Origin of the sequence: Paenibacillus odorifer (assembly GCF_000758725.1) — a bacterium.
Taxonomy (GTDB): Bacteria; Bacillota; Bacilli; order Paenibacillales; family Paenibacillaceae; genus Paenibacillus_AQ; species Paenibacillus_AQ odorifer.
Map to the genome: position 1 here is coordinate 3,554,494 of NZ_CP009428.1, position 13,783 is coordinate 3,568,276.

Genomic DNA, 13,783 nt, shown 5'->3' on the forward strand with positions numbered 1-13,783 from the left:
GGGAGCAAAAGGATTACCATGATAAAAGGATCTAATCATGGAGGTTATCAAAATGGAGCTTATTAAAGCAGATGTAACCGTCGTCGGCGGAGGTATTGCTGGGATATGCGCTGCCATTGCTGCCGCACGCCAAGGGCTGCAAGTGTCACTTATTAATGATCGACCGGTTCTTGGGGGAAATGCGAGCAGCGAGGTCAGGGTTCATATCAACGGGTCGGCATATCTCGGAAACAGTCCATCCTATTATGCACGCGAAGGAGGGTTGGTGGAAGAACTCAAGTTGAAGATTTTCCACTATAATCCGTTATACAACAAGAAGCTGATGCTTTCGCTTTCGGATACGGTCTTGTTGGATATGGTCTATGCTGAGCCTAACATTTCTCTATTTCTGAATACATGCGTGCATGAAACGGGCATGGAGAACGGCAGAATTAAATGGGTGGAGGGCCTTCAATTGGCTTCCGAAAGGAAATTTCGTTTTGAAAGCCGAACCTATATCGATTGCTCCGGAGATGGAGTTGTCGGATATCAGGCAGGTGCTCTCTTCCGATGGGGGAGAGAAGCGAAACATGAATACAAGGAAGAATTGGCTCCTGAAGTGGCGGACCATTACACCATGGGCGATACGATCCTGTTTCAAGCCCGTGACGTAGGATATTCCGTTCCATACAAAAGACCTGGCTTTGCGTATGATATTACGAAGTTGGCCTTTTTCGATAGTATCAGAAAAGGCTTGAACCATCGGGCTTTTCCAAGAAAAATCAACGGGCTTGGCGGATTGTGGTGGCTGGAATACGGCGGACATATGGATATTATCAAAAATAATGAAGACATCGCGTTGGAACTGCGGAAATTGGTGTACGGGATTTGGGATTATCTCAAAAATAGCGGTGAATTTGATGATGTAGACAATCTCATCTTGGATTATGTATGCCCGATCCCGGGAAAGCGGGAGTCGAGGAGGTTTATTGGGGATCACATGTTGTCTCAGAACGATCTCACAGCAAAGCCGCATTTCGAAGATGCTGTATCCGTCGGTGGATGGTATATGGATTTACATGCTAATAAGGGTATCTACGATGAGGGGCCGGCTACAGCTTGGAATTTCGTGCCCGGATTGTACAATATCCCTTTCCGCAGTTTATATTCACGAAATATTCCTAATCTCTTGTTCGCTGGTCGCAATATAAGTGCTACCCATGTGGCTTTCGGATCTACAAGGGTTATGGCAACCTGCGGTTGTATGGGGCAGGCGGTTGGAACAGCTGCTTCTTTGTGCTCGAAATATGAGGTAGACCCCGCGGCCATAGTCGAAGCTCATATGGGGGAGCTGCAGGCGCTACTGCTTCGAGACGGGCAAACCATTGTAGGCCTTCAAGAAGAATTGGATCCTTACTTCGCTGACGGATTAACTATTCGTGCCTCGTCTCAGCGCAGTTATGACAATCTTCATCCAACCGTAGAGATTTCCTTGGAGAAAGGGTTATGTTTGGTCTTGCCGATTCAGACATCCGTGGCTGAAAGCGTACGGATCAAAATTAAAAATAGGTCCAAGCATTCGGAAACTCTACATGTGAAGCTGTTTGGCGGGGAACGGAAGGAAAATTACATTCCAACCAGCGAGTTGAGAGACTACCACTTGGTTATTACAGCCGGTCATGACGACTGGATTACGCTAGACTTGGACTGCAAGAAACCGGCTGACGACAAAATCTACATCATATTGGAGGGCACGGCGAGCCTTGCCATATACGGTAATGAAGAGAAATTGACAGGTGCGGTCAGCTTCCATTATAGGCCGGAAGAGCCGTCCAGGCTGAAGAAATTCAATAAGAGCATTTGCTTTAAGGACCTGATGCCAGCTCAGAATATGTATAGTCCTGAGAATGTTGTCAATGGCTACTCCAGACCTTATGGCCAACCGAACGGCTGGATTTCTGAACATTCGAAAGGACAGGAATGGTTGGAATTCTGTTTTACAAGCCCCAAAAATCTGGACGAAATCCATCTTGTTTTTAATTCACAGCTGGATTTGGAGCATTTCAACGATCCGATCGAGTCCCTTATTCAAGATTATGATATGACCTTGACCTTAGAAGACGGAACCGATAGGACAATCATAACTCGTGGGAATTATCTCACCTTGAATAAACATAAGGTGGATGAGAAACGTGTATCCCGAATCCGGATTAATTTCTGCGCAACTTATGGTTCGCCTTATTTCGAAGTGTTTGCTGTAAAATTGTTTGCTCCTAAAATCGATAAATGAGGTCAGGTGAAGTCACGATGAAGGAATTATTCCCTCGTAAAGGGCTCCCCAATATAATTCAAAAATTGGAAAATGGGGATACCGTAACAATCGTCTATTTCGGCGGCAGTAATACACGTTCTGAAGGCTACAGGGTCATGACGGCGGATTGGCTTCGTAAGCAATATCCTAAGGCGGATATCCGCTCTGTGAATGCAGGCATTGATGGGACAGGATCGGATTTGGGCTGTGCCCGTTTGGAGACAGATGTACTGCGTCATCGGCCTGATCTAGTATTTGTTGAATTTGTCGGTAACGATGGCGGAGATCCCGAATCCAAGGCGCGTATCGAAGGGATTGTCCGTCAGATCCGCAAGCGGAACCGGTTTACTGATATCCTGTTCGTTTATACGCTGAAGGAGCGGGATGTGGCCTTATTTCAGTCTGGGGAATACCAGAAGGGGGCTATAATGCAAGAGGAAGTGGCCGACTATTACGGCATTCCTTCGATTCATCTAGGCGTAGAGGTCAGTCACTTGGTGTCGGAGGGAAAACTCGTTTTTACCTCAAGGGAAGACGTGTCCATTTCCGGAGCCGTTGTTTTTACGCATGATTCGATCCATCCGACTATTCCCGAAGGACACCAGATTTACACGGATACGATCACCCGGTCATTTGAGAAAATTAGAGAACTTCAAGATCATCCGGGAAGGTCAGTACATCACTTACCTCAGAATCCGTTGGTTCCGGCTAATCCTTGGGAGTATGCGACCATGCTGTCACTGGATATTCTTACCGATTTTTCCGCAGGATGGTCTTACATGACTCCGGATGATTGTGCTTTAGTGCGCGAGTACAATTGGTTGTTCCCCGGCCTATGGCGAGCAGTCGATCCTGGAGAGGCTATCACGGTGCAGTTCGAGGGAACCCATATCGGGTTATTCGATATCGGGGGGCCTGATTCTGGCAGATTGAAGGTGTCGGTGGATGGTGGAGAACCCTTTATTGTCGATCGATTCACACTACACAACGATCATAATCGTAATCAGTATGTATTCTTGCCAGAGCTCCCGAATGGGAAACATACAGTTCGCTTCGAAGTCGATACCGAAAAGACAGACAAAGCGGCTGTGTTTGAGGCATGCGGCAATGAACGAAGTATTGAGCATGTTCGGCAGCATCCAGATTGGTATGATCAAACGGTGATCCAGCTTGGGAAGTTGTTATTGGTGCAGCCGCCATTATAATTAATCTAAAGGTTTTATCCAATTGAAAGACCTATTTTATACTGACTGCAGTTGAGCGGCCAGTTATGATGTAGGTCTCTTTTTTAAAGGAAGACAAAGTCGTTTCTTCTTGCTTAAAATCTTATAAGAAATTCTTGAAATCAAAGAAATTTCACAGTTCTGTGACATGCTATGATAAAAACGACGGAGCGGGATTAGCCAGAAGGATACGGCTGATCGCTTCTTTATGATCTTCGAACAAAGGAGGGTTTTATTATTTTGAAAGCGTTATCAACTTAAGGGAGGCTGTGAGTTGTATGATAAAAAGGAAGCTGTTTTTCTTAATCGTTTTCATCGTGACGATATTAGTTCCTTTCAGCCTAGACGGAATAAGGACCGCTTATGCAGAGACCTTACCGTATAAGACGATTATCATCGATGACGGGAGCATCACGATCAATGATGTTGTGACACCTGATGTGGGTAACGAGAACAACGGATATTTGGCACCGAATTGGACCACAAGTACAGGGGTGAAGGGGTATGATAACTCCAGTTCCAAATATACGAGTACAGCAGGCAGAACGATATCATGGAATCCACGATTGGAAGCGGGAACGGCGAGAATTTCGTTATACAAGCTTAACTGGGAAGATAAAGCAGATAGCAATGTAAAAATTGAAATCGTCCACAATGGAACGACGGATGTTCTTTTTATGGATTTGAGACCTTCATTTGGCGCTTCTGTGGGATGGGTTGATTTGGGAGAGTACTATTTTTCCGGAGTGGGTAACGAATTCGTTAGATTAACTCGGTCTACCAGCACAACCAGTACGATACTTACTCGTGCAGATGCGGTCAAGTTCGAAGGTAATATTCAGCAAAAAGAACCTCATAAGACGATCATCATTGATGATGGAAGCATCACGATTGATGATGTCGTCACCACTGATGTAAATAACGCAAATAACGGATTCTCCGCTCCTGATTGGACTACAAGTACGGGAGTGAAGGGATATAATAATTCCAGTTCCAAATTTACCGATGCAGTAGGAAGAAGCATCACATGGAATCCGCGATTAGAAGCAGGGACGGCGAAAATTTCATTCAACAAGCTTGATTGGGCGGACAAAGCAGACAGTAATGTTAAAATCGAAATTGTTCACAATGGGATTACGGATGTCATGTTTATGGATCTGAGACCCTCGTCGGGACCATCGGCCGGATGGGTTGATTTGGGGTCATATTATTTCAGTGGTGATGATAGCGAATTTGTCAGACTGACTCGAACACAACCTACGACCGGAAAGATCATTACGCGGGCCGATGCGGTCAAATTTGAAGGGAATATCCGGCAGCAGGCTCCCCCGTTGCCTCCGCTGCGCAGCCGTACATTGGCGAATCTCAGTTACACGGAAAAAGGCAGCATCGAGAATGACGGCTATAAAGCAACCTTCTATGAAGCAGCTTGGGATGGTGGCAAATCCATCGTTCGTGATTTGTTCTACAAGGACGCGGATACGGAGAACTGGGTACCTGTCAATAATGTATCAGAAAGACTTGAAGAACAATGGGTCTTATTGGATGGGAATGCGGGGAGTCGTACCAATTACTACGATACGATGAACAAACACTGGATTACATTCGACGAGATCGACTTCCCCGACAGCCACACGGCGATATTAACCGATTCATCACATGAAAGCGATTACGATTTACAAGTGAACTGGTCTATGTCAGGGGACAAACCTGATGTTTCCTTCGCCTTTACACCTCGCAGGGATGGCAATTATGTAATCGGTTATCAGTCCTTCACAACAGAGCAAATCTCAGGTGTCAATGAAGTGTTAAATGGTTTCAGATCACACGCCAAAATGGTAGGTTCAGTGGAATCAACAAGCTTAAGGGAACTGAGCGCTCCGATGAGTCTGGTTGAGAAGAATGACGGTTCGGGGAATCCATTGACGTATGGGGTATTTGTACCGTCGGATGAGCTTCCGGTTGAATTTGAACCGACGGGAGGTGTTACGAAGCAAAGGCTCGGCATGAGCCTTGTCAACAACGAAGGCAGCGTGCAGCCAATCTTGTATGCTCCTCAATTAGGGACCTATTCGCAAATGAACGCAGAAAGCACTTATCAATTTCATATGGGACTAATCGCTCAAAAAAGTAATTTGTATGAGTCCTACGCGGATATTCTTCGCAAAGAGTACGGTTATTCTGCATACCGTGAGAATGTATCAGATCAGTCGCTTACTGACGCGATGTTCAATATGATCGATTTACTTAAGATAGAGCCGCAAGGAGATGACTCTGTTGATTATGTCCCGTCACCCAGCGGGTGGTGGAGCCGTGCCAAGGGCTTCATTGACATCGAAAACGAGGATAGCGTTCGAACAAGCTCGAATGCGGTTCTTTTGGGGGCTTACTATTTGACTGGGGATGACCAGCTTTACGATACGAGAGCATTGCCGTCCGTCCAGTATGGCTTATCGCGAAATGGCATAGGTTGGTCGCCGACGCAGAAGCCAGTATACGGTGTGCCGTCGTTATGGAAAATGGCAACCTTGCCGTTTGATTTTTCAAGCGTAGCCGCTGTCAATCAGATGATGGGTACTTCGGCAGGAATTGGGGCGCTAGCACAGGAAGAGTACCTCGTGCGTGATCCTGACCAGAAAGACCGCGGTCCTGTCATTCAGCCCCTGATGATGTATCGTATGACGGGAGATGCGCATTATTTACAGGCTGCCAAGGATGCAGCCGACAGCTATATCATGCAGCATATTGATACGCCTGCATCTGTTAATGTGAGTAAAAATGAGTTCATTTATTATTATAGCAAGCTGTGGATGGAGATCTTGGAGCTTTACGAGGAAACTCAGGATCCCAAATACTTAAATGCTGCTTATAAGGAAGCCAAACGGTATGCAACGATGTTCGTTGCTCGTCCGGTTCCTGAAGGTGCCGTTACGATTCCGCAGCCTGAGACGTATAATTACGCGGAGTCGTTCCATTGGCCGGAAAGTGGTAAATATCAATATCCTCGGATCAAGCTCCCAGAAGATGTAGCCGGAGGCGTACAAGCGGATAGTGAGCTTGTTTCTCCCAATGGATTGACGTTTGAAGCGGGAAGTACAACTGGCTATTATCGGATGAATGCTCAGGAAGCTCCATTCATGCTGAGATTGTCGCTCTATACAGGTGATAAACTGCTGCAGGATATTGCTCATAATGCGGTTATTGGTCGGTATTCCAGTTATCCAGGTTATTACTATAAGGGCTTCGCCGTTAGCCAACTTGAACCAGAGTTTCCTCTGGAAGGCCCAAGCGGGGCTACATCTATCTATTATCACCATATACCGGGACAACTCGGGCAAACGATGGATTATTTGATCAGCGAACAATCGTTGAAATCGAATGGTAGTATTACATTCCCTACTGTATTTGAAACTAATTTTTTATGGTTCAAATATCACCTCTATGGTAATAAACCAGGTCATTTTTACGGTAATTCCGACGTTTGGCTCTGGATGCCCAAGGGGATTATTAAGACCAACCATCCTCAATTGAACTGGATAACGGGAGAGAGCGGGAATAAATTCTACATCGGGTTAAGCAACGAATCGTCAGCTGAAGTCCAGACTCCTATCGAATTGAATGCGCAAATCATAGGGTTCAACCCGGCACAAGATTATACCGTAACCATCATCCGCGACAATGGTACACCAGAGCAAACGGTTATGAGTGGCGGAATCATTCAAGCCACGGTTTCAAGCAAGGGAATAACCGCTATTATTGTAGAAGGCCTAAACATTGATGTGCCGCTGCACCAGGTCAGAACTGCTGATACATCGGAGGCAAGCTATTTCTTCGATATCCACAGCCCTATAGATGCGGTTAAAGGTATGCTGATTGTCAAGCCCGACGAAACGGCCTATGATGCTTATGTGCAGGCAAAAACGACAAAACCAGCGACGATCCATTATTCCTTGGATGGCGGGGCGACGTATACGACGATTCCAGATACGATTTATCCGATGGAATGGTCGATACGGGTAAACGATTTATCCCAAACCCTCACTTATTATGTGGAGTCGGACGGGAAACAGACTCGCAAGCGGACACTCTATTTGCCTGATCAGGTACAAGAAACTCCGGTTCAACCGGATTGGCAGAAGGGTTCATCGATCATTGTGGATAATACGGAGGCGGAGACAGAAGGCGTCTGGATACGGGATACAACCGCTAACGACTATTACTATGATAACTATGTGTACGCCAAATCGGCTGCCGGCACAGCGACAAGCAGAATTAAATGGCAGCCTGAGCTGCCGGAAAGTGTTACTTACAGTGTGTATTACAAGGTTCCGCAAATAACCGCTACAAGTGAAAATTGGGCAACGAATGCCTCATTTACCGTTTATTATAGTGGAGGCTCCGAGACGGTTACCGTTGATGAGACAACGACCAATGGGACTTGGGTGCACCTGGGAGATTATCCTTTTGCAGCAGGCGATAGCGGATATGTCGAATTAACCAATAAGGCCAACAAGTCACGGGTAGTTGCCGATGCGATGATGTGGGTGGATCCAAACAGTATGCCGCAATTGGAGTCTGTGGTGATCCTGTCGGATCGGGGTGAACTGCAAATGACTCAAACCGCACAACTAAGCGTGACCGGCTATTTGGATAACGGTCTGATTGGTGATCTATCACAGGCAAATGTGCAGTATGTCGTTGATCGAACCGATCTGGCTGAAGTGGACAGTAGCGGTATGTTGACCCTTCTAAGTCTCGACGGAGAAACGGATCATATTGAGGTATGGGCCACTGTAACGATTGACGGGGTGACCTTAACAACGCCGTCTTTGACAATTGCGATCAGGGACTTAACGGTTATTGTCGACAGCACGAATACGACTGGGTTATACACAACAGAAGGATCTTGGAGCCAAAGCAATTTAGCCGGATACAAAATTGGGGTTAAGTCCCGTTACTCTACCGTGCAAGGATCATCAGCGACGTGGAAAGGCCAGTTCCCAGAGGGGAAATATACGGTCTCCATCTACAAGCTCGTCCATACGACGGCAAACGATAATTATGTCAAAGTAGAAGTGAAGCATCAGTCGGTTACCGAGGTCACGTATATTGATGCAACCGTCGGCTCCTCAGGTTGGGTTAATCTAGGAACGTTCGACTTTACTGGAGACGGCAGCGAGTACGTTCGTCTAACCAGGGTTACTCCCACAACGGTAGATCCGCCAACTCTACCTGCCGATATGATTTATACGAGGGCTGATGCAGTCAAGTTCGAACGGCATTCCGTTAGCCCGGAATTGCTTGCAAATAGGGTGCCAGGTAAACCGGCACTTTCGAATAACAGCGGTGTTGCCACAGGCATAAATGATGGCAATTACGAAGTTACGATGAATATGTGGTGGGGAAACAATGGCTCACTGTATAAGTTGTACGAGAATGGCCAATTGATCCAAACGAAGTCACTGGCCGATGTTTCGCCTGCTGCCCAGACTTCCATTATTCCTATTCAAGGAAAGCCGAATGGAACCTATGTGTATACATGTGAGTTATCGAATTTGTATGGAACGACTTCATGTGATCCACACACCGTCACCGTGACTGAAGCGAATCCCGGCAAACCTGTGTTGTCTAGTGACAACTGGGATCAAGATGGGGACTATAACATTACTGCTAATATGTGGTGGGGCACGAACGCAGCACAATATCGATTATATGAAAATGGCGAACTCATTGAAACGCAATCTTTATCTTCACAAACACCAAGTGCTCAATCGGCCATTACACAAATCTCAGGGAAAACTCCTGGCATTTATCAATATCACTGTGAGTTTATGAATGGAAGTGGAACTACGGAAAGTGATACTATACAGATTATTGTAAAATAAACCTATGAGCTGAGTGGATGAGAACGATCCATTCGGCTTTTTATTTCTAGGAATTTAGTATTGAATTATGCAAAACACTTGTAAAACGATGATGTAAGAAGACAGTACATTTTTGGAACATATGCCGGAGCATCCGATCGTATTTAATCTAATCTTTCAAAGCTCACAACTGGGTGATATTTACACGATACTGCTCATGCTAGATCAGCAGGGCGATATCAGCCAACCGTATTATTTTGAACGTGAGATGTGCCAGATTAAAAAATATAACTATGTGCATCCTTGAAAAATCAATTACGGCTTTGATCGGCCCCTCCGGTTGCTGGAAATCAACCTTGTTGCGAACGATAAATCGAATAAATGATCAAGATCAGGATATGAGAGTGGAGGGAGGCGTCCAGATTTCGGGATATTCAATCTTTAATAAAGAGATACGAGCAAATGTCGCAATGGAAATGGTTCTTATTCTCCTATATTCGAAGTGAAGTCCATATAGCTGCACATCCAGTGATAATACGGTTTATAGAACCGTCGCTGGCCTAAGCAAAAGTAACAAAGCCTGACGGATTCATATCCGCCAGGCTTTATTCAATTAAGAGCCGTAAACCTCGAAATCGAATATTGAATATCCGTATACGGTCCCTCTAGCAGTACACAGCACTCTGACGTAACGTCCGCTATTTGCGGTAAATGTAATATCGTCAATAGAACCATTACCGGTCGTTGTTACGTAAGTATCCGTCCATGTTGTTGCGTCGTTAGACACCTGAACTTTGTAGCCTTTAGCGTAAGCATCTTCCCAATTCAACTTGACGCGGTTCACACTTTGGGTTGCACCCAGATCGACGTAAATCCATTCATTGTTGCTTCCTTCCATGCTCGCCCAACGGGTAGTGGAGTTGCCGTCTGTTGCTTTGGAAGCTTCAAATCCTGCACCTTCGATAGAGCTGGCTACCGCTGTCTTACCTAGCGCAAGGTTGGTGTTGTCAGGAGAAGTTGCACTTGTAGTTTCTGTTGCGGTATTGCTGTTAGCAGACAGGTTGCCTGCAGCATCGACAGCTTTCACCGTATAGCTGTAAGCTGTCGATGCGGTAAGTCCGGTATCGCTGAAGGATGTGTCTGTAGGTGCGCCTACTTCCACGCCGCCACGGAAAACCCGATAGCCTGTTACACCGACATTATCTGTGGAAGCAGTCCAACTCAGATTAATTTGGCTGCTTGAAACTGCTGTTGCGGTCAGATTCGTTGGATCCGAGGGAGCTTGTGCATCCGCTGCACTGTAGGTAGGCTTCCACCAGTTCCCCGAGATGAACAGTAGGTTCAGCATGTTAAAGGAGTCGCTGAAGTAACTTTCCTTTTTGTTCTTCATCCAGTCCCAACCGGCATTGACCCAAGCTTGATGCGTGCTGGTAGTCGTCGCTGCGGAGATGAAAGGCGCTACGAATACCGCTGTTGCATAAGTACCGCGATTCGAACCGTTCAGTTGGTAACCGTCCTTCACATTGTTCGGATTGTTGCCTGTTTTTCCTTTGATCCATACCACCATTTTATTAGCGATATCCTTACCGCGGGTATCTCCGTACAAGGCGTAATCCATTACGATCCGAAGTGGTACACGGCTTGCATTGTAGTTGTATTCATTTGTTTCAGGGAACTCTTCCAAATAGTTTGGGGGAGCCGGCTTAGGCGGGTTGCCTACCACGAAGTCCGATATCAGACCTGTGCTAGACGAATAAGCTGCTGTAAATTGGCTGTATACGTTATACAGATTGTTGATGACATTTAGCCAAGTTGAATCTCCAGTTACTTCATTGAAAGCCCGTAGATGGCTGAGCATCCAGTCGGAGGGACGGGTATTCAAGGCGCTCTTCGTATCCCAGTCACCAAGGTTCAGCCTGTTGTTAGTTGTCACATTGCTAAGCTTAATAGCGCCAATCATCTTTTTGGCTTCAGCCAAATAATTGATCGTTCCGGTCGAGCCCCATTGGCGATCAGCTAGAATAAGGGAGTAAGCGATATCGAGGTCCCCGTCTGTTGCCGAACCGAAGTGCCCTTGAGCCCCAGTACTATCTGCTACTACCCATCCCATCAGGTTCGGGTTGTTAGAGCTCTTGAACGCTCTAGCCGTTTTGAACAAACCGTCATAGATTGTTCTGGAATTCGTATCGTAACCGGCCATAAGCACGGTAATGACCATACCGTATCCTTGGCCTTCCGATGTGCCTAGCGGATCGAAGCCGTCCGCTTCGCCAGTAATGTCACCTTTTACATAGTATCCTCCAGTCAGCGAGGACAGGTTGTTTTTAAGATAAGTAGCCTTCCAGTAGTCATAGTAGGAAGCTACAGAACTATTCAACGAGGATTGACTGACGTGGTTTGGTTTAATGATACCCGGATAGCTGACTTGTTGAGGAAACGGTTTCAATTCACCCGCTCCATGAGCTTTTGGTTGAAGCGGTGCAGGTGCGGCTAATGTCGATAGAAGCATAACCGCCGAAAGCATAACAAGTAACATCACTTTCATTGTGCCTGAGGTCGATTTCAATGAGTACATAAAAATTCCTCCTTAAGTGATGGTTAGTTTAATTAACGTCAATGAATTCTCCTTCCCTATAGAATGATCTCCAAAGTAAAACGCTTAACAATAAGTGCTACACACGCTTATAATGTTTAAGCGCTTTAACTTTAGGGCGGAAGTGACATTTACTTATATGCTGAAAAAGATTTGGAGATACGTGCTTCCTTAGGGAATCATCGCATCCTCAACGTTACTATTAACACTTTCATTGTGCCCGAGGTCGATTTCAATGAGTGCACAAAAATTTCTCCTTAAGTGACGGTTTTTAATTAACGTCAATGAATCCTCCTTCCCTATAGTCTGATCTCCAAAGTAACACGCTTAACAATAGATGTTATTTAAGCCTATAAAGTTTAAGCGCTTTAACTTTAGGGCGGAAGTGACATTTGACTTATATGCTGAAGAGATTTGAAGATATGCGCTTCAATAGGAAATCATCGCATCCTCAACGTCACTTTTCACCTATAGGTAGAAATTGCTAACCCAGCAGCATTACTTATGCTCAAATGTATCACAACTATTTTCGCCGTGTCTAGGTGTTTGTGAATAAAATTTAAAAATTAATATCCATAAATAAAAGCGTTTACACCAAACGACAGTTCCTTTTTAAGATATTGATCCCCTAGCACACACAAAGTTGCGAACTAGGACTGTTTTTTTATAAGTCAAATTTGTTCTAATTCAGTCTAAATAAGCGCTTACATTAAGGGGTGGCTAAACTTACAATAATGTCTAACCATTTAAATTTGGGAACTTCTCCTGCAACGGGGAAGAATTTCACTGTCATGGCTTTCATGCAAAGCTAGGTTGAATATTGGAAAGGGGGCTGTCATGGGGATTACAAGACGAAAACCAACAGTGATTATCTTGTTTACCGCTCTGATTGTTCTTGCTTTACTCATGTTGGGCTTAACTAACAAAAAGGCGGAGCTGCCTGAAAACTGGATATTTACAGTAGATGGATATGCCGTAACAGAGGAAGAATTTCATTTCTATGTAACAGAGCAAAGAGCTGTAACAGCAGACTATTTCTTCAGAACTTATGGGGCTCAAGTAGATGAGGGCTTCTGGACACGTAAATACGGCAAAAATCATGAAACCCCCTCTGAATACGCCAAAAATTCTGCGATGACTGCATTGCTAAAAACCAAGCAGGAGCAATTTATTGCAGATGAGCGGGGGATCGCCCCTTATAAAAGCTTTGATGAGCTAGAATCCGACATGGATGATGAAAATGTTAAGCGAGCTAAGATGGATGATTCAGGAGAGACATACTATGGGCTGCCTCAGTTTGAGTTATATCAATACATGCAATATTTAAGTGGCGCCCGTTGGCCGGATTTGGTAGAAACCCAGGTTAAGAAAACGAAAATGAGCAACGCGGAGTTACAAGTTGAGTATGCATCAAAAAGTGCGGAATATACTCGTGTTGCTGATAAATTAACGGCTGCGTTAGCAACAACGGGGCAGGCCAAGAAAGAGAAAGTGCTAAATCGTTTGGATATATCCAAAGAAGATACCGAGTCTCTTAAGTTCTGGGAGTCATTAGCTGCTGCTTCTGTAGGTGAGACAGTAATCGGTAAATATATGGACGAGGATGTCATTGCCACATTAATCACAAAACCGGAAATCACCAAGCTTAAACTGGAAGAAGTGAAAGATTCCATTATATACGAATGGGCGGAATCTGACTTGCGAGCGTTAATAACAAATACGAATAAGTTGAAGATCGTGTATAACGGTAATCGATTCAGTGAATTAGTAGTGAACTAGAATAGTTAGTTTTTAAGTTTATAAAAATCTATGT

The 13,783-nt window shown here is 45.1% G+C and carries 7 protein-coding genes and 1 pseudogene; 6 read left to right on the forward strand and 2 right to left on the reverse strand.

Features of this window, described 5'->3' with window-relative positions; all coding sequences use genetic code 11:
* Window positions 1–52: 52 nt before the first annotated feature.
* From PODO_RS15395 to PODO_RS32320, 5 genes are all read left to right on the forward strand, one after another.
* On the forward strand, window positions 53–2,269 hold the full coding sequence (locus PODO_RS15395) for an FAD-dependent oxidoreductase (RefSeq protein WP_080742506.1): 2,217 nt from the start codon (window positions 53–55) through the stop codon (window positions 2,267–2,269).
* Window positions 2,270–2,286: 17 nt separating this feature from the next.
* Window positions 2,287–3,495 (forward strand): SGNH/GDSL hydrolase family protein, encoded by a 1,209-nt coding sequence (locus PODO_RS15400; protein ID WP_036677063.1) that lies wholly within the window; start codon window positions 2,287–2,289, stop codon window positions 3,493–3,495.
* 296 nt (window positions 3,496–3,791) lie between these two features.
* Entirely contained in the window at window positions 3,792–9,398 is a 5,607-nt protein-coding gene (locus tag PODO_RS15405; protein ID WP_038571314.1) for a golvesin C-terminal-like domain-containing protein, read from the forward strand.
* Between the two features lie 121 nt (window positions 9,399–9,519).
* Window positions 9,520–9,684: a hypothetical protein gene (locus PODO_RS31110; RefSeq protein ID WP_155288135.1), complete on the forward strand. Its 165-nt coding sequence runs from the start codon at window positions 9,520–9,522 to the stop codon at window positions 9,682–9,684.
* On the forward strand, window positions 9,671–9,883 hold the full coding sequence (locus PODO_RS32320) for an ATP-binding cassette domain-containing protein (RefSeq protein ID WP_076143638.1): 213 nt from the start codon (window positions 9,671–9,673) through the stop codon (window positions 9,881–9,883). The genes PODO_RS31110 and PODO_RS32320 overlap by 14 nt, the downstream gene beginning before the upstream one ends.
* A 107-nt stretch (window positions 9,884–9,990) precedes the next feature.
* Here the strand turns inward: PODO_RS32320 and PODO_RS31940 are convergent, their stop codons facing one another.
* Window positions 9,991–10,707 carry a galactose-binding domain-containing protein gene (locus tag PODO_RS31940; RefSeq protein WP_244886518.1) on the reverse strand — a complete coding sequence of 239 codons (717 nt, stop codon included), beginning with the start codon at window positions 10,705–10,707 and terminating at the stop codon, window positions 9,991–9,993.
* Window positions 10,684–11,832 (reverse strand): annotated as a pseudogene (locus tag PODO_RS31945) (family 8 glycosyl hydrolase); the annotation flags it as partial. The gene PODO_RS31940 and the pseudogene PODO_RS31945, both read right to left, overlap by 24 nt.
* Before the next feature lie 951 nt (window positions 11,833–12,783).
* Here PODO_RS31945 and PODO_RS15415 point away from each other — a divergent pair.
* The gene (locus tag PODO_RS15415) at window positions 12,784–13,749 is read left to right on the forward strand and encodes a hypothetical protein (protein WP_169744774.1); all 966 of its coding nucleotides are present in this window, start codon (window positions 12,784–12,786) and stop codon (window positions 13,747–13,749) included.
* The last annotated feature ends 34 nt before the right edge of the window (window positions 13,750–13,783 follow it).